We start from the raw sequence: 17,590 nt of genomic DNA on the forward strand, positions 1-17,590 counted from the left end.
CTTGTGATCGCCCTCTCCCTCGCCGAGATCGCAGCAGTCGTCGGCGGGCAGACGCACGACATACCGGATCCGTCCGTCCAGGTCACCGGAGAGGTCGTCCGGGACTCCCGCGAGGTGGGACCGGGCAGCCTGTTCGCCGCCTTCGTGGGCGAACGCGTGGACGGCCACGACTTCGCCGCCCAGGTCGTCGAAAAGGGTGCGGTCGCCGTTCTGGCGTCCCGCCCCGTCGGCGTGCCCGCGATCGTCGTGGACGACGTCCAGAGCGCCCTCGGCGCCCTCGCCCGCCATGTCGTACGACGGCTCGGCGCGACCCTGGTGGCCCTCACCGGCTCGGCCGGCAAGACCAGCACCAAGGACCTCATCGCCCAGGTGCTGCGCACCGAGGCGCCGACCGTGTTCACGCCCGGCTCGCTCAACAACGAGATCGGGCTGCCGCTGACCGCCCTGTCCGCCACCGAGGAGACGAAGTTCCTGGTGCTGGAGATGGGCGCCCGCGGTATCGGCCACATCCGCTACCTGACGGATCTGACGCCCCCGAGGATCGGCCTGGTCCTCAACGTCGGCACCGCCCACATCGGCGAGTTCGGCGGCCGCGAGCAGATCGCCCAGGCGAAGGGCGAGTTGGTGGAGGCCCTGCCCCCCGCCGAGGACGGCGGCGCCGCGATCCTCAACGCGGACGACCCCCTGGTGCGGGCCATGGCATCCCGTACCAAGGCGAAGGTGGTCCTTTTCGGAGAGTCGGCCGAAGCGGACGTACGCGCCGAGAACGTACGACTCACGGACACGGGACAGCCCGCGTTCAGCCTTCACACACCCTCCGGTGCAAGCGATGTGACCATGCGCCTGTACGGTGAGCACCACGTGTCGAACGCGCTCGCCGCGGCCGCCGTCGCCCATGAGCTGGGCATGTCCGCGGAAGAGATCGCCACCGCGCTCTCCGAGGCTGGCTCCCTCTCCCGCTGGCGTATGGAGGTCACTGAGCGCCCGGACGGCGTGACCATCGTCAACGACGCCTACAACGCCAACCCCGAGTCCATGCGAGCCGCGCTGCGCGCGCTGGCGGCCATGGGCAAGGGGCGCCGCACGTGGGCGGTGCTCGGCAAGATGGCCGAGCTCGGGGACGAGGCGCTCGCCGAGCACGACGCGGTCGGACGGCTCGCCGTCCGGCTCAATGTCGGCAAGCTCGTCGCGGTCGGGGGACTGGAAGCCTCCTGGCTGCAACTGGGCGCATATAACGAGGGTTCGTGGGGTGAGGAGTCGGTGCACGTGTCCGACGCACAGGCGGCGGTCGACCTGTTGCGCAGCGAGTTGCGCCCGGGGGACGTCGTCCTCGTGAAGGCGTCACGGTCGGTTGGCCTGGAGAGCGTTGCCCAGGCGCTTCTCCAGAGCGGTGCCGAGGGTGTTGATGCCCGATGATGAAGCAGATCCTGTTCTCGGGCGTCATCGGTCTCTTCCTGACGCTGATCGGCACTCCGCTGCTGATCAAGCTCCTCGCCCGCAAGGGCTACGGCCAGTACATCCGTGACGACGGCCCGCGCGAGCACGCCAGCAAGCGCGGTACGCCGACGATGGGCGGTATCGCCTTCATCCTGTCGACGGTCGCCGCCTACTTCCTGTCCAAGGTGATCACCGGCTACGCCCCGACGTACTCGGGTGTGCTGGTCCTCGGCCTGATGTGCGGGATGGGGCTGGTCGGCTTCCTGGACGACTACATCAAGATCGTCAAGCGGCGTTCGCTGGGTCTGCGGGCCAAGGCGAAGATGGCCGGCCAGCTGATCGTCGGTATCGCCTTCGCGGTGCTGTCGCTGCAGTTCGCCGACGCCCGCGGCAACACCCCGGCCTCCACGAAGCTGTCGTTCATCACGGACTTCGGCTGGTCCATCGGCCCGGTGCTGTTCGTGGTCTGGGCGCTGTTCATGATCCTCGCGATGTCGAACGGCGTGAACCTCACCGACGGTCTGGACGGTCTCGCGACCGGCGCCTCCGTGCTGGTCTTCGGCGCCTACACGTTCATCGGCGTCTGGCAGTTCCAGGAGTCCTGCGCCAACGCGACGACCCTGACCAACCCCAACGCCTGCTACGAGGTGCGCGACCCGCTGGACCTCGCGGTCATCGCCTCCGCGCTGATGGGTTCCTGCCTGGGCTTCCTGTGGTGGAACACCTCGCCGGCCAAGATCTTCATGGGCGACACCGGTTCGCTCGCGCTCGGCGGTGTCCTCACCGGCCTGGCGATCCTGTCCCGCACGGAACTCCTCGTGGCCATCATGGGCGGTCTGTTCGTCCTCATCACCATGTCGGTCGTCATCCAGGTCGGCTCCTTCCGGCTCACCGGCAGGCGCGTCTTCCGGATGGCACCACTCCAGCACCACTTCGAACTCAAGGGCTGGTCCGAAGTCCTTGTGGTGGTCCGCTTCTGGATCATCCAGGGTATCTGTGTGATTGTCGGACTCGGCCTCTTCTATGCGGGATGGGCAGCGGACAAGTGACCTCCTCGGTGTCCCCGGAATTCCACGGCACGCACGTCACCGTCGCCGGGCTCGGCGTCTCCGGCATCCCGGCGGCGAAGGTGCTGCACGCGCGCGGGGCGGTCGTCACGGTCGTCAACGACGGCGACGACGAACGCGCGCGTGCACAGGCCGCGGAGCTGGAGGCGCTCGGCATCACCGTGCGCCTCGGTGACGGTGCGACCCTGCCGGAGGGCACCGAACTGATCGTCACCGCGCCCGGCTGGAAGCCGGACAAGCCACTGTTCGCGGCGGCCCGCGCGGCCGGCATCGAGATCTGGGGCGATGTCGAACTCGCCTGGCGGCTCAGGGGCCCCGGCGCGGCCCCCTGGCTGGCCGTCACGGGGACGAACGGCAAGACCACCACCGTCCAGATGCTGGCGTCGATCCTGAAGGCCGCCGGCCTGCGCACGGCCGCCGTCGGCAACATCGGCGTCTCGCTGCTCGACGCGGTCCTCGGAGACGAGGAGTACGACGTTCTTGCCGTGGAGCTGTCGAGCTATCAGCTGCACTGGGCCCCCTCCCTGCGCGCCCACTCGGCGGCGGTGCTCAACCTCGCCCCCGACCACCTCGACTGGCACGGCTCCATGGAGGCGTACGCGGCCGACAAGGGCCGTATCTACGAGGGCAATCGGGTCGCCTGCGTCTACAACGTGGCCGACAAGCTCACCGAGGAGCTGGTGCGCGGGGCCGATGTCGAGGAGGGCTGCCGGGCCATCGGCTTCACCCTCGGCACCCCGGGACCCTCCCAACTCGGCGTCGTGGACGGCATCCTGGTCGACCGCGCCTTCGTCGAGAACCGGCAGAAGAACGCCCAGGAGCTGGCCGAGGTCTCCGACGTCAACCCGCCCGCCCCGCACAACATCGCCAACGCCCTTGCCGCGGCGGCCCTCGCACGCGCCTTCGGGGTGCCTCCCACGGCCGTACGGGACGGGCTGCGGAACTTCACCCCGGACGCCCACCGCATCGCGCACGTGGCCGACGTGGACGGCGTCGCGTACATCGACGACTCCAAGGCCACCAACACGCATGCGGCGGAAGCCTCGTTGGCGTCATATGAGTCGATTGTATGGATTGCCGGTGGTCTGGCGAAGGGTGCGACCTTCGACGAACTGGTCGCCAAGTCGGCAAAGCGACTTCGCGGTGTGGTGCTGATCGGAGCCGATCGCGCCCTCATCCGGGAGGCCCTCGCGCGACACGCGCCGGAAGTACCCGTCGTCGACCTCGACCGGACCGACACTGGGGCGATGCTCGCGGCGGTCCAGGAGGCGCGGCGACTCGCTGTTGCCGGAGACACGGTGCTGCTGGCACCTGCCTGTGCCTCCATGGACATGTTCGCCAACTACAACAAGCGCGGTGACGCGTTCGCTCAGGCTGTTCGCGAACTCGGCGCCTGACCCGGCCGCCTGCCGGGCGACCTTGGGAGGGACGCGTGGGACGGTCGACGTTCAGCGGAGGCGTTGATGCCAGGTAGTCGCACCGGCCGACCGCCCGTACAACGAGCAGTCCGCAGGCCCGCCACGCCCCGCGCGCCGCGCGAGAATCCGCTGCGGCGGTTCCACACCCGCGCCCAACGCGCCTGGGACCGGCCACTGACCGCCTACTACCTGATCCTCGGCGGCAGTGTGCTGATCATCGTGCTGGGCCTGGTGATGGTCTACTCGGCCTCCCAGATCACCGCGTTGCAGATGTCGCTGCCGGGTTCGTTCTTCTTCCGCAAGCAGTTCCTGGCCGCCTGTATCGGGGGCGTGCTGCTGTTCGCGGCGTCGCGCATGCCGGTGAAACTGCACCGGGCGCTCGCCTATCCGATCCTCGCCGGTGCCGTCTTCCTGATGGCCCTGGTGCAGGTGCCCGGGATAGGGATGTCGGTCAACGGCAACCAGAACTGGATCTCCCTCGGCGGCTCCTTCCAGATCCAGCCCAGTGAGTTCGGCAAGCTCGCCCTGGTGCTCTGGGGCGCCGACCTGATGGCGCGCAAGCAGGAGAAGCGGCTGCTGAACCAGTGGAAGCACATGCTGGTGCCGCTGGTCCCGGTCAGCTTCCTGCTGCTCGGCCTGATCATGCTCGGCGGCGACATGGGTACGGCGATCATCCTGACCGCGATCCTGTTCGGCCTGCTGTGGCTGGCGGGGGCGCCGACCCGGCTGTTCGCCGGGGTGCTGTCGATCGCCGGCGTGCTCGGTGTGATCCTCATCAAGACCAGCCCCAACCGGATGGCCCGGCTCGCCTGCATCGGCGCCACCGAGCCCAAGACGGGCGTCGCCGACTGCTGGCAGGCGGTTCATGGCATTTACGCCCTGGCCTCCGGCGGACTCTTCGGTTCCGGACTCGGCGCGAGTGTGGAAAAATGGGGCCAACTGCCCGAAGCCCACACCGACTTCATCTTCGCCGTCACCGGTGAGGAACTGGGCCTGGCGGGGACGCTGTCGGTACTGGCCCTCTTCGCGGCTCTAGGCTATGCGGGTATCCGCGTGGCCGGACGCACGGAGGACCCCTTCGTGAGGTACGCCGCGGGAGGCGTGACCACCTGGATCACCGCGCAGGCGGTGATCAACATCGGTGCGGTGCTCGGCCTGCTGCCGATCGCCGGTGTCCCTCTCCCGCTGTTCTCCTACGGAGGCTCCGCCCTGCTGCCGACCATGTTCGCCATCGGGTTGCTGATCGCCTTCGCGCGCGACGAGCCCGCTGCGCGGGCGGCGCTTGCGATGCGGCAACCTCGCTTTGGTAGAAAGCGGGGAGCCGGGGGCCCTCGGGGGCCTCGGAGATGGAACACGATGCGACGGCGTGCCTCCGCGGCGCGTTCGTCCGGAGAGCGGTGAATTTCGGTGCATGTCGTACTCGCTGGTGGGGGGACCGCCGGCCACATCGAGCCCGCGCTCGCCCTCGCGGACGCCCTGCGCAGGCAGGACCCCACCGTGGGGATCACGGCCCTGGGCACGGAGCGCGGCCTGGAGACCAGGCTGGTGCCCGAGCGCGGCTACGAGCTCGCCCTGATTCCGGCGGTGCCGCTGCCCCGCAGGCCCACCCCTGAACTGATCACCGTCCCGGGCCGGCTGCGCGGCACCATCAAGGCTGCCGAGCAGATCCTGGAGCGCACCAAGGCGGACTGCGTCGTCGGCTTCGGCGGCTATGTCGCCCTGCCCGGCTATCTCGCGGCCAAGCGCCTCGGCGTGCCGATCGTGATCCACGAGGCCAACGCCCGTCCCGGCCTCGCCAACAAGATCGGCTCCCGGTACGCCGCCCGGGTCGCCGTCTCCACCCCGGACAGCAAGCTGCGTGACGCCCGCTACATCGGCATCCCGCTGCGCCGCTCCATCTCCCTCCTGGACCGCGCCGCCGCCCGCCCCGAGGCCCGGCACCGCTTCGGCCTCGACCCCAACCTGCCCACGCTGCTGGTCTCCGGCGGCTCCCAGGGCGCCCGCCGCCTCAACGAGGTCATCCAGCAGGTCGCGCCCTGGCTCCAGCAGGCCGGCATCCAGATCCTGCACGCGGTCGGCCCGAAGAACGAACTGCCGCAGGTGCACCAGATGCCGGGAATGCCCCCCTACATCCCGGTAAGTTATCTGGACCGGATGGACCTCGCGTACGCCGCGGCCGACATGATGCTCTGCCGCGCGGGCGCGATGACCGTCGCCGAACTCTCCGCCGTCGGACTCCCGGCCGCCTATGTCCCGCTGCCCATCGGCAACGGCGAACAGCGGCTGAACGCCCAGCCGGTGGTCAAGGCGGGCGGCGGTCTGCTGGTCGACGACGCGGAACTCACCCCGGAATGGGTGCAGCAGAACGTACTGCCCGTGCTCGCCGATCCGCACCGGCTGTTCGAGATGTCCCGCGCGGCAAGCGAGTTCGGCCGCCGGGACGCCGACGACCTGCTCGTCGGGATGGTGTACGAGGCGATCGCCTCGAGCCGTTAGGCCGGATGACGAAAGGCAAGTGAGCAGCGTGGCCGGACCGACCACCGCCGAGCGCGGTGAACGCCAGCAGGAGTCGTCCGGCCCGCCGCTCGTCCGCCGGTTCGGAAACCGCCGCTTTCGTACGATCGTCATTCTGGCTCTGGGGGTTGTGCTCCTCGGCTCCGGTTCCGTCTGGCTGCTCTACGGCTCCCCGTGGCTGCGTGTACGGCACGTCTCCGTCTCCGGTACGGCCGTTCTGACGCCCGAGCAGGTACGGGAGGCCGCCGACGTCCCGGTCGGAGCGCCGCTCATTTCCGTCGGCACCGACGGCATCGAGGCCCGGCTGCGCCGAAAACTGCCCAGAATCGACGAGGTTGACGTCGTCCGTTCCTGGCCCCATGGAATCGGGCTGAAAGTGACCGAGCGCACTCCGGTTCTGCTCATCGAAAAGGGCGGAAAGTTCACCGAAGTGGACAAGGAAGGCGTCCGTTTCGCTACGGTCTCGCAGGCGCCGGAAGGTGCTCCGGCACTGGAATTGAGTCTGTCCCGGTCGGGTTCCGCCACCGCGAGCCTGCGCCGTTTCGGCACCGACCGGCTGGTGCGGGAAGCCGTCGATGTCGCGGGTGACATTCCGGCCGCCGTCCGCCGGGACACCCGAACCCTCAAGGTCCGTTCCTACGACGACATCACGCTGGAGTTGGGTGACGGCCGCACGGTCGAGTGGGGCAGTGCCGGGAACGGCGCCGCCAAGGCGCGCACGCTCACCGCTCTCATGAAAGCCGCTTCCGATGCGCGGCACTTCGACGTGAGCGTTCCCACCGCCCCTGCGTCATCAGCGAGTTGACGCACATCAGCGCAGGCCAGCACCCTGGTTGGGCACTGCTACGGCTGATCACATAGGGTGAAAAGAAAAACGGGAGGTTCGGCGTGTTCGTTGAACGGGCGCCACTTGTCGACTTAGTGTCCTGTTCAGAAGACTCCAGGAAACAGACACACTGGTAACCCTAAACTTCAGGGTTAGGGTTCGGGTCGGCGCTACGGACCGTCCCAATCGGCATCTGCCGTCCCGCGCGGGCATCGCATGGCGACGGCAACGTAATTCGAGGCGAGAGGCCTTCGACGTGGCAGCACCGCAGAACTACCTCGCAGTCATCAAGGTCATCGGTGTCGGCGGCGGTGGTGTCAATGCCATCAACCGGATGATCGAGGTCGGTCTCAAGGGCGTCGAGTTCATCGCCATCAACACCGACGCACAGGCGCTGTTGATGAGCGACGCCGACGTCAAGCTCGACGTCGGCCGTGAACTCACCCGTGGACTCGGAGCCGGCGCCAACCCGGCCGTCGGCCGCAAGGCCGCCGAGGACCACCGCGAGGAGATCGAGGAGGTCCTCAAGGGGGCCGACATGGTCTTCGTGACGGCCGGTGAAGGCGGCGGCACCGGCACCGGCGGCGCGCCCGTCGTGGCCAACATCGCCCGCACCCTGGGCGCCCTCACCATCGGCGTGGTCACCCGCCCGTTCACCTTCGAGGGCCGGCGCCGCGCCAACCAGGCCGAGGACGGCATCGCCGAACTCCGCGAAGAGGTCGACACCCTCATCGTCATCCCGAACGACCGGCTGCTCTCCATCTCGGACCGCCAGGTCTCCGTCCTGGACGCGTTCAAGTCGGCCGACCAGGTCCTGCTCTCCGGTGTCCAGGGCATCACCGACCTCATCACCACGCCCGGCCTGATCAACCTCGACTTCGCCGACGTCAAGTCCGTCATGTCCGAGGCCGGTTCGGCCCTCATGGGCATCGGCTCGGCCCGCGGCGACGACCGTGCGGTGGCCGCCGCCGAGATGGCGATCTCCTCGCCGCTCCTGGAGGCCTCCATCGACGGCGCCCGGGGCGTCCTGCTCTCCATCTCGGGCGGCTCCGACCTCGGCCTGTTCGAGATCAACGAGGCCGCCCAGCTGGTCAGCGAGGCCGCCCACCCCGAGGCCAACATCATCTTCGGCGCGGTCATCGACGACGCCCTCGGCGACGAGGTCCGCGTCACGGTCATCGCGGCCGGCTTCGACGGGGGGCAGCCCCCGGCCCGCCGGGACACCGTCCTCGGCTCGTCCTCGACCTCCGCCCGCCGCGAGGAGCCCGCTCCGGCCCGGCAGCCCGAGTCCCGCCCCTCCTTCGGCTCGCTCGGCAGCGTGACCCCGAAGGAGGAGCCGGAGCCGGCGCCCGAGCCGGTGGCCGACATCCCGGTCGCCCCGCCGGTCCCGCCGTCGCGTTCCTACACGGACAGCGCGGCCGAGGAACTGGACGTACCGGACTTCCTCAAGTGATCCTTCAGACGTGATAGGACAGCGCGAAACCGTGAGCGGCGCGCACTTCGCCTTCACCGACAGGTGGGGCGGGGTGAGCGCCGCTCCGTACGAGCAGCTCAACCTGGGCGGGGCGGTCGGCGACGACCCCGACGTGGTACGGACCAATCGGGAACTCGCCGCCAAGTCGCTGGGACTCGACCCCGCGGAGGTGGTCTGGATGAACCAGGTCCACTCCGCCGACGTGGCCGTGGTCGACGGCCCCTGGGGCGACCGGCCGGTGCCGGAGGTCGACGCGGTGGTCACGGCACGACGGGGGCTCGCCCTCGCCGTCCTCACCGCCGACTGCACCCCCGTCCTGCTCGCCGACCCCGTCGCGGGAGTGGTGGCCGCCGCCCACGCGGGGCGGCCCGGCATGGTCGCCGGGGTCGTCCCCGCCGCCGTACACGCGATGACCGAACTCGGCGCCGACCCGGCCAGGATCGTCGCCCGCACCGGACCCGCCGTCTGCGGACGGTGCTACGAGGTGCCGGAGGCGATGCGCGCCGAAGTGGCCGCCGTCGAGCCGGCGGCGCACGCCGAGACCAGCTGGGGCACTCCGGCGGTCGACGTGGGCGCCGGAGTGCATGCGCAGCTCGCGCGCGCCGGGGTGCTCGACCGGGTGCAGTCGCCGGTGTGCACGCTGGAGTCGGGCGACCACTTCTCGTACCGCCGCGACCGCACCACCGGGCGGCTCGCGAGCTATGTGTGGCTGGACTGGTAGGACATGACGGACCGTAAGGCTCAACTCGCCGCAAATCTGGCAAAAGTGGAGGCGCGCATCGCCGCCGCGTGTGTGGCGGCCGGGCGTGAACGGGAGGAGGTGACCCTGATCGTGGTCACCAAGACCTACCCGGCGAGCGATGTGCGGATGCTGTCGGGACTCGGCGTGCGCCATGTCGCCGAGAACCGCGACCAGGACGCGGCCCCCAAGGCTGCCGAATGTGCGGATCTGCCGCTTACTTGGCACTTTGTTGGTCAATTGCAGACCAACAAAGTGCGATCAGTGGTGGGTTACGCGGATCTCGTGCAGTCCGTCGATCGTTCCAAGCTCGTGGAGGCACTGTCGAAGGAGGCGGTGCGGGCCGGGCGCGAGGTGGGGTGTCTCCTCCAGGTCGCGCTCGACGCGGGTGCGAGCGGAAGGGGTGAGCGCGGTGGCGTGGCGCCGGGCAAAATCGAAGAGTTGGCCGACCTCGTCGCGGGCGCGCCGGGGCTGCGGCTCGACGGACTGATGACCGTCGCTCCGCTCACCGGGGAGTACGCGGGGCGCCAACGGGCGGCGTTCGAGCGGTTGATGGATTTGTCGACCGACCTGCGCCGAGCCCATCCGGCTGCGAACATGGTCTCGGCAGGGATGAGTGCGGACCTTGAGGAAGCCGTGGCCGCCGGGGCGACACATGTGCGCGTCGGCACTGCGGTACTCGGAGTCCGCCCCAGGCTCGGGTAACGTCGCCAAGAAGTCGGACCACAGCAGAAAATATGGTCAATGTGGCCCAAGGCGGGCACAACGACCACGTGGATCGCGGGACTTGGCAGTCGTCACCGATCCACCACAGAGCGGAGGACTCAGAGCATGGCCGGCGCGATGCGCAAGATGGCGGTCTACCTCGGCCTCGTGGAGGACGATGGGTACGACGGCCGCGGATTCGACCCCGACGACGACTTCGAGCCCGAACTGGACCCGGAGCCCGAGCGGGACCATCGACGGCACGAGCCGTCGCACCAGTCCCACAGCGCACACCAGTCCCAAAGGGACGATTCGGTACGAGTGGTACAACCGCCGGCACCGCGCGAACCGGTGTCGCATTCCGCTTCGCTATCCGCGGAATCGGGACGCCCGGCGCGTATCGCCCCCGTGGCGTCCATCACACAAGAACGCGCAAGCCTGGAGAAGAACGCACCGGTGATCATGCCCAAGGTCGTGTCGGAACGAGAGCCGTACCGGATCACCACACTTCACCCCCGGACCTATAACGAGGCCCGTACCATCGGGGAACACTTCCGTGAGGGCACCCCGGTGATCATGAATCTGACTGAGATGGATGACACAGACGCGAAGCGACTTGTCGACTTTGCGGCTGGTTTGGTGTTTGGTCTTCACGGCAGCATCGAGCGGGTGACGCAGAAGGTGTTCCTGTTGTCGCCTGCTAACGTCGATGTCACGGCGGAGGACAAGGCCCGCATCGCGGAGGGCGGGTTCTTCAACCAGAGCTGAGACGCAACACCGGTACAAGGCAAGGCACGACGGAACAGGGGAGAGGGAAGCACGGACCATGAGCGTGTTCCTTGATGTGATCTACATCGCGCTGATGTGCTTCCTCATCGTGCTCATCTTCCGGTTGGTCATGGACTACGTGTTCCAGTTCGCCCGCTCATGGCAACCCGGCAAGGCGATGGTGGTCGTACTTGAGGCCACCTACACTGTCACCGATCCACCGCTCAAGCTTCTGCGGCGGTTCATTCCGCCGCTGCGTCTCGGGGGCGTGGCGCTCGACCTGTCCTTCTTCGTACTGATGATCATCGTCTACATCCTGATCGCGATCGTTGGTCGGCTGTGATGAGCGATGTGACCTACCGTCTTGCCGATGCCGACGACTACGTTGAGGTGAAGAGATGCCGTTGACCCCCGAGGACGTGCGGAACAAGCAGTTCACGACCGTCCGCCTCCGAGAAGGCTATGACGAGGACGAGGTCGATGCCTTCCTCGATGAGGTCGAAGCCGAACTGACGCGCCTGCTGCGCGAGAACGAGGACCTGCGCGCCAAGCTGGCCGCGGCCACGCGCGCGGCCGCGCAGAACCAGCAGAACATGCGCAAGCCTCCGGAGCCGCAGGACCAGCAGGGCGGTATGCAGCAGGGCGGCATGCCCCAGCAGGGCGGAATGCCGCAGCAGGGTGGTATGCAGCAGCAGGGTGGTATGCAGCAGGGCGGTATGCCGCAGCAGGGCATGCGAGGTCCCGGCGCTCCGGTGCCCGCCGGCATATCGGGCCCGCCGCAGCAGCAGATGGGTGGCCCCATGGGCGGTCCCCCGCAGCTGCCGAGCGGCGCCCCGCAGCTGCCGGCCGGTCCCAGTGGCCAGGGCGGTCCGCAGGGTCCCGGTCCTATGGGGCAGGGGCCGATGGGCCAGGGCCCGATGGGTCAGGGCGGTCCGATGGGCCAGGGCCACGGCCCGATGGGCCAGGGCATGGGCCAGGGTCCGATGGGACAGCCCCCCATGCAGCAGCAGATGGGTGGCCCGATGGGCGGCCCCATGGGCGGTCCGATGGGCGGCCCCGGTCAGGGCCCCGGTGGCGACAGCGCCGCCCGAGTCCTCTCGCTGGCCCAGCAGACCGCCGACCAGGCGATCGCCGAGGCCCGCTCCGAGGCCAACAAGATCGTCGGCGAGGCCCGCAGCCGCGCCGAGGGTCTGGAGCGTGACGCCCGTGCCAAGGCGGACGCGCTGGAGCGGGACGCGCAGGAGAAGCACCGCGTCGCCATGGGCTCCCTGGAGTCCGCGCGCGCCACGCTGGAGCGCAAGGTCGAGGACCTGCGCGGCTTCGAGCGCGAGTACCGCACGCGTCTGAAGTCGTACCTGGAGTCGCAGCTGCGTCAGCTGGAGACCCAGGCCGACGACTCCCTGGCGCCGCCGCGTACTCCGGCCACGGCCTCCCTCCCGCCGTCCCCGGCGCCCTCCATGGCTCCGGCCGGCGCGAGCGCCCCGTCCTACGGTGGCAACCAGCCGATGGGCGGCGGTCCGTCTCCCGCTCCGCCGTCCTACGGCGGCCAGCAGCAGATGACGCCGGCGATGACCCAGCCGATGGCACCGGTACGCCCGCAGGGCCCGTCCCCGATGGGCCAGGCGCCGTCCCCGATGCGCGGCTTCCTCATCGACGAGGACGACAACTGACGGCGGGCGCGTAAGACGCCGTAGGCATCGGCAGAGCACAACAGGGCGGGGCCCCGGATCAGTATCCGGGGCCCCGCCCTGTTTATGCGTGTTGCGCAGATGCCGCCCCAAGGGCGCGGGGCTGTGTCGGTATGCGGCTCCGCCGCGCGGGCGCAGGATGGGTGGTCCGACCCGCAGTCAGGAGAAGGCGACCGCCAAAAAGGGGCGCGGGGAACCGCGCGCAACCGCACCGGCCCGCGGACATGAGAAAAGCCCGATCCCCGACGTGAAGACCGGGCCCTTCTCGAAAGGCCGGCGCCTACGCCTTGCGCAGACGGAACGTCAACGACAACCCTTCGTCGGTGAAGGGAGCCCCGTAACTGTCATCCCCCTCGCCCTGCGAGAAGTCGGTCGCCAACACCTCGTCGGCGATCAGCGACGCGTGCTCCGCGAGCGCCGCGATCACCGCCGGGTCGGTCGACACCCACCGCAACACGATCCGGTCGGCCACATCCAGCCCGCTGTTCTTGCGCGCCTCCTGGATCAGCCGGATCGCGTCCCGGGCGAGCCCCGCCTGGCGCAGCTCCTCCGTGATCTCCAGGTCGAGCGCGACGGTCGCACCGGAGTCCGACGCCACCGACCAGCCCTCACGAGGCGTCTCCGTGATGATCACCTCGTCCGGCGCCAGGGTCACGGTCTCGCCGTCGACCTCCACCGACGCCGTGCCCTCCCGCAGCGCCAGCGACAGCGCCGCCGCGTCCGCCGCGGCGACCGCCTTCGCCACGTCCTGCACCCGCTTGCCGAACCGCTTGCCCAGCGCCCGGAAGTTGGCCTTGGCCGTGGTGTCCACCAGCGAGCCGCCCACCTCGGACAGCGACGCCAGCGAGGAGACGTTCAGCTCGTCGGTGATCTGCGTGTGCAGCTCCGGGTCGAGCGCGTCGAAGCCGACCGCCGCGACCAGCGCCCGGGACAGCGGCTGACGCGTCTTGACGCCCGACTCCGCGCGCGTGGCCCGGCCGAGCTCCACGAGCCGTCGTACCAGAACCATCTGGCGGGACAGCTCCGGGTCGATCGCGGACAGGTCCGCCTCCGGCCAGGAGGACAGGTGCACCGACTCCGGTGCGCCCGGGGTCACCGGCACCACCAGGTCCTGCCACACCCGCTCGGTGATGAACGGCGTCAGCGGGGCCATCAGCTTGGTGACGGTCTCCACGACCTCGTGCAGCGTGCGCAGCGCGGCCTTGTCGCCCTGCCAGAAGCGGCGGCGCGAGCGGCGGACGTACCAGTTGGACAGGTCGTCGACGAACGCGGACAGCAGCTTGCCGGCGCGCTGGGTGTCGTAGGCCTCCAGCGCCTGGGTGACCTGGTCGGTGAGCGCGTGCAGTTCGGACAGCAGCCAGCGGTCCAGGACCGGGCGGTCGGCCGGGGTGGGGTCCGCAGCGCTCGGCGCCCAGTCCGACGTACGGGCGTACAGCGCCTGGAAGGCGACCGTGTTCCAGTATGTCAGCAGCGTCTTGCGGACGACCTCCTGGATGGTGCCGTGCCCGACCCGGCGGGCCGCCCACGGGGAACCGCCGGCCGCCATGAACCAGCGCACCGCGTCCGCGCCGTGCTGGTCCATCAGCGGGATCGGCTGCAGGATGTTGCCCAGGTGCTTGGACATCTTGCGGCCGTCCTCGGCGAGGATGTGACCCAGGCAGACCACGTTCTCGTACGACGACTTGTCGAAGACCAGCGTGCCGACCGCCATGAGGGTGTAGAACCACCCACGCGTCTGGTCGATCGCCTCGGAGATGAACTGGGCCGGGTAACGGCTCTCGAACAGCTCCTTGTTCTTGTACGGGTAGCCCCACTGCGCGAACGGCATCGAACCCGAGTCGTACCAGGCGTCGATGACCTCCGGCACGCGCGTGGCCGTCCGCCGGCACTGCGGGCACGCGAAGGTGACCTCGTCGATGAACGGGCGGTGCGGGTCGAGGCCGGACTGGTCGGTGCCGGTCAGCTCGGTCAGCTCCGCGCGGGAGCCGACCACGGTGAGGTGGTCGTCCTCGCAGCGCCAGATCGGCAGCGGGGTGCCCCAGTAGCGGTTGCGGGACAGCGCCCAGTCGATGTTGTTGTTCAGCCAGTCCCCGTACCGGCCGTGCTTGACGGTGTCCGGGAACCAGTTCGTCTTCTCGTTCTCCTCGAGGAGACGGTCCTTGATCTCCGTCGTGCGGATGTACCAGGACGGCTGCGCGTAGTAGAGCAGTGCGGTGTGACAGCGCCAGCAGTGCGGGTAGCTGTGTTCGTACGGCAGGTGCTTGAAGAGGAGGCCGCGCTGCTTCAGGTCCTCGGTGAGCCTTTCGTCGGCCTTCTTGAAGAAGACGCCGCCGACCAGCGGGACGTCCTCCTCGAAGGTGCCGTCCGGGCGGACCGGGTTCACCACCGGCAGGCCGTAGGCGCGGCAGACCTTGAGGTCGTCCTCACCGAAGGCGGGGGACTGGTGGACCAGACCCGTACCGTCCTCGGTCGTGACGTACTCGGCGTTGACGACGAAATGCGCCGGCTCCGGGAACTCGACGAGCTCGAACGGACGTTGGTAAGTCCAGCGCTCCATCTCGGCGCCGGTGAAGGTCTGGCCCGTGGTCTCCCAGCCCTCGCCGAGCGCCTTGGCGACCAGCGGTTCGGCGACGACCAGCTTCTCCTCGCCGTTGGTCGCGACGACGTAGGTGACGTCGGGGTGCGTGGCCACCGCCGTGTTGGACACCAGGGTCCACGGGGTGGTCGTCCACACCAGGAGAGCGGCCTGGCCGGCGAGCGGACCGGAGGTGAGCGGGAAACGGACGTACACGGAGGGGTCGACGACCGTCTCGTAGCCCTGCGCCAGCTCGTGGTCGGACAGGCCGGTGCCGCAGCGCGGGCACCAGGGGGCGACGCGGTGGTCCTGGACCAGCAGACCCTTGTTGAAGATCTCCTTGAGCGACCACCAGACCGACTCGATGTACTCGGGGTCCATGGTCACGTACGCGTCGTCGAGGTCGACCCAGTAGCCCATGCGGGTCGTCAGCTCGGAGAACGCGTCGGTGTGGCGCAGCACCGACTCACGGCACTTGGCGTTGAACTCGGCGACGCCGTACGCCTCGATGTCGGGCTTGCCGCTGAAGCCCAGCTCCTTCTCGACCGCCAGCTCCACGGGCAGGCCGTGGCAGTCCCAGCCGGCCTTGCGGGCCACGTGGTAGCCGCGCATGGTGCGGAAGCGGGGGAAGACGTCCTTGAAGACACGCGCCTCGATGTGGTGGGCGCCGGGCATGCCGTTGGCGGTGGGCGGGCCCTCGTAGAACACCCACTCGGGGCGGCCCTCGGACTGCTCCAGGGTCTTGGCGAAGATCTTCTGCTCGCGCCAGAAGTCGAGCACGGCGTGCTCGAGGGCGGGCAGGTCGACCTGTGCGGGCACCTGGCGGTACGTCGGCGCTGTCATCTGCGAACTTCCTCCAACGGACTTGCTGCCTTCCGTCGGAGGGACGAGAGCCTTGCCTTCCGTACGCCGTGTGCGGCGCGCTCCCGCGGTACCACCCTCCTTGGCTCCCCGGACGCCGTACGCGTCGGTGAGCCCCCTCATTGGGGTCGCGAAGCCGGTTCTACTCGCCCTGGGGCGTTCTTCCGGCGGCTCCGGGGTGATCTTCACGTCGCGCTCGCCCCCGGGCTTCCACCGTCCCCGGGTCGCTCTTGGCTGCGTACGCCGCTACTCGTCCCCATCCACGCTTCTCGCTCCGCCCAGTGTACGGCGCCGCAAGGACAGTGGCCGACCCGTTTTCCGGGCACCGGCGGCGCCGGGCCGTCCACCTGCCGGGATGACCCGAATGGCGCGGTACGCGTGTTCGTATCCTGGGATGCCCGGCTCGGCGGATTACCGCGCGGGGAGCTGGGCACAACGGATGCATACCTGCTGCGTGGGGGGCGCGGGGCAGGCGGATCGGGCGGCGTGCCCCGTTGCCGCGGGACTCAAGTCGATTTATCGTCCCAGCACGATTCGCGTGCAAGATCACAATATGTGAAGGGGCCGCGGCCATGGTGGCGAAGAAGACCGCCGTACAGCAGTCGGCGTCCGGCCGGTCCAGGGCCGCGGCTGTCTCCGACGGTGACACCGAGGGGGGCGGCAAAAGGAGGGGCACGCGCGCGGGGGAGACGGCGGACAAGGCCGTGAAGAGTGCTGCGGTGTCCGAGAAATCGGCTGGTGAGAAGGGTGCCGCCGGGAAGACGGCCGCAAGGAAGACACCGGTGAAGAAGACGGCCGGGAAGAAGACCGACGCGGTCGCCAAGGGCTCCGCGGAGAAGTCCGAGAGGTCGGAGGAGAGCGCGAGCGCGTCCAAGATCGCGGCGACGAAGACCGCGGCGGCGAAGGGCACGGCCAAGAAGAGCACGGCCAAGAAGGCGGGCGCGGCGCGGGCCGCGAAGCAGACGGGAGCCACGACGGTGGTTGCGAAGAAGACCCCTGGCACGGCCACTGCGGCGGCGGAGACCGCCGTCCCCAAGGCGCGGGTCGCCACGGCGGCTCCGGGCGAGCTCGCGGTGCGTCCGGGCGAGGACCCGTGGACGCCGGAGGAGGTCGAGGAGGCGCGCACCGAGCTGATGGCCGAGGCGCTGCGGCTGCGCACCGAGCTCGACGCCTCCGACAGCGCCCTGGCCGGCCTGATGCGGGACTCCGGGGACGGTGCCGGTGACGACCAGGCCGACACCGGCACCAAGAACATCACCCGCGAGCACGAACTGGCGCTGGCCGCCAACGCGCGCGAGATGCTCGAACAGACCGAGCGGGCCCTGGAGAAGCTCGACGCCGGCACCTACGGACTCTGCGAGAACTGCGGGAACCCCATCGGCAAGGCCCGTATGCAGGCCTTCCCGAGGGCGACTCTGTGCGTCGAGTGCAAGCAGAAGCAGGAACGCCGCTACTGAGCATCGGGGTCGCGTGGGGCGTGCCGTAGTCTCGTCCCGAGCAGGCACCTAGGTTGAGGGA

At 69.4% G+C, this 17,590-nt stretch carries 14 protein-coding genes; 13 read left to right on the forward strand and 1 reads right to left on the reverse strand.

Translation table 11 applies throughout. The features are described from left to right. Window positions 1-3 precede the first annotated feature (3 nt). The 12 genes from ABTY98_RS29460 (at window position 4) to ABTY98_RS29515 (ending at window position 12,618) form a co-directional block, all read left to right on the forward strand. Window positions 4-1,416 carry a UDP-N-acetylmuramoyl-tripeptide--D-alanyl-D-alanine ligase gene (locus ABTY98_RS29460; RefSeq protein WP_352224072.1) on the forward strand — a complete coding sequence of 471 codons (1,413 nt, stop codon included), beginning with the start codon at window positions 4-6 and terminating at the stop codon, window positions 1,414-1,416. After that, window positions 1,416-2,486, forward strand: coding sequence for a phospho-N-acetylmuramoyl-pentapeptide-transferase (gene mraY / locus ABTY98_RS29465; RefSeq protein ID WP_352224178.1), 1,071 nt, complete (start codon window positions 1,416-1,418; stop codon window positions 2,484-2,486). The genes ABTY98_RS29460 and mraY overlap by 1 nt, the downstream gene beginning before the upstream one ends. Further along, a complete protein-coding gene (gene murD / locus ABTY98_RS29470; protein ID WP_352224073.1) occupies window positions 2,468-3,901 on the forward strand; it encodes a UDP-N-acetylmuramoyl-L-alanine--D-glutamate ligase in 1,434 nt (477 codons plus the stop codon). Before mraY ends, murD begins: the two co-directional genes overlap by 19 nt. A gap of 66 nt (window positions 3,902-3,967) precedes the next feature. Further along, window positions 3,968-5,323 carry a putative lipid II flippase FtsW gene (gene ftsW, locus ABTY98_RS29475; protein ID WP_352224074.1) on the forward strand — a complete coding sequence of 452 codons (1,356 nt, stop codon included), beginning with the start codon at window positions 3,968-3,970 and terminating at the stop codon, window positions 5,321-5,323. 6 nt (window positions 5,324-5,329) lie between these two features. Then, window positions 5,330-6,418 carry an undecaprenyldiphospho-muramoylpentapeptide beta-N-acetylglucosaminyltransferase gene (gene murG / locus ABTY98_RS29480; RefSeq protein ID WP_352224076.1) on the forward strand — a complete coding sequence of 363 codons (1,089 nt, stop codon included), beginning with the start codon at window positions 5,330-5,332 and terminating at the stop codon, window positions 6,416-6,418. A gap of 28 nt (window positions 6,419-6,446) precedes the next feature. Next, window positions 6,447-7,241: a cell division protein FtsQ/DivIB gene (locus tag ABTY98_RS29485; protein ID WP_352224077.1), complete on the forward strand. Its 795-nt coding sequence runs from the start codon at window positions 6,447-6,449 to the stop codon at window positions 7,239-7,241. 277 nt (window positions 7,242-7,518) lie between these two features. Further along, a complete protein-coding gene (gene ftsZ / locus ABTY98_RS29490) occupies window positions 7,519-8,715 on the forward strand; it encodes a cell division protein FtsZ (RefSeq protein WP_352224078.1) in 1,197 nt (398 codons plus the stop codon). A 10-nt stretch (window positions 8,716-8,725) separates the two neighbouring features. Then, entirely contained in the window at window positions 8,726-9,457 is a 732-nt protein-coding gene (gene pgeF, locus ABTY98_RS29495; RefSeq protein WP_352224079.1) for a peptidoglycan editing factor PgeF, read from the forward strand. Window positions 9,458-9,460: 3 nt separating this feature from the next. Beyond that, window positions 9,461-10,180, forward strand: a complete 720-nt coding sequence (locus ABTY98_RS29500; protein WP_352224080.1) for a YggS family pyridoxal phosphate-dependent enzyme — start codon at window positions 9,461-9,463, stop codon at window positions 10,178-10,180. A 126-nt stretch (window positions 10,181-10,306) separates the two neighbouring features. Then, window positions 10,307-10,948, forward strand: a complete 642-nt coding sequence (locus ABTY98_RS29505; protein ID WP_352224081.1) for a cell division protein SepF — start codon at window positions 10,307-10,309, stop codon at window positions 10,946-10,948. A 58-nt stretch (window positions 10,949-11,006) separates the two neighbouring features. Next, window positions 11,007-11,291, forward strand: a complete 285-nt coding sequence (locus ABTY98_RS29510) for a YggT family protein (RefSeq protein ID WP_046729537.1) — start codon at window positions 11,007-11,009, stop codon at window positions 11,289-11,291. A 55-nt stretch (window positions 11,292-11,346) separates the two neighbouring features. Next, on the forward strand, window positions 11,347-12,618 hold the full coding sequence (locus ABTY98_RS29515; protein ID WP_352224082.1) for a DivIVA domain-containing protein: 1,272 nt from the start codon (window positions 11,347-11,349) through the stop codon (window positions 12,616-12,618). A gap of 298 nt (window positions 12,619-12,916) precedes the next feature. Here ABTY98_RS29515 and ileS read toward each other — a convergent pair whose 3' ends face one another. Beyond that, a complete protein-coding gene (ileS, locus tag ABTY98_RS29520; protein ID WP_352224083.1) occupies window positions 12,917-16,054 on the reverse strand; it encodes an isoleucine--tRNA ligase in 3,138 nt (1,045 codons plus the stop codon). A 590-nt stretch (window positions 16,055-16,644) separates the two neighbouring features. Here ileS and ABTY98_RS29525 point away from each other — a divergent pair. Continuing rightward, complete coding sequence (locus tag ABTY98_RS29525) at window positions 16,645-17,529, forward strand: TraR/DksA family transcriptional regulator (protein ID WP_352224084.1); 885 nt, start codon at window positions 16,645-16,647, stop codon at window positions 17,527-17,529. The last annotated feature ends 61 nt before the right edge of the window (window positions 17,530-17,590 follow it).

The organism is Streptomyces sp. NPDC096040, assembly GCF_040303265.1.
Taxonomy (GTDB): domain Bacteria; phylum Actinomycetota; class Actinomycetes; order Streptomycetales; family Streptomycetaceae; genus Streptomyces.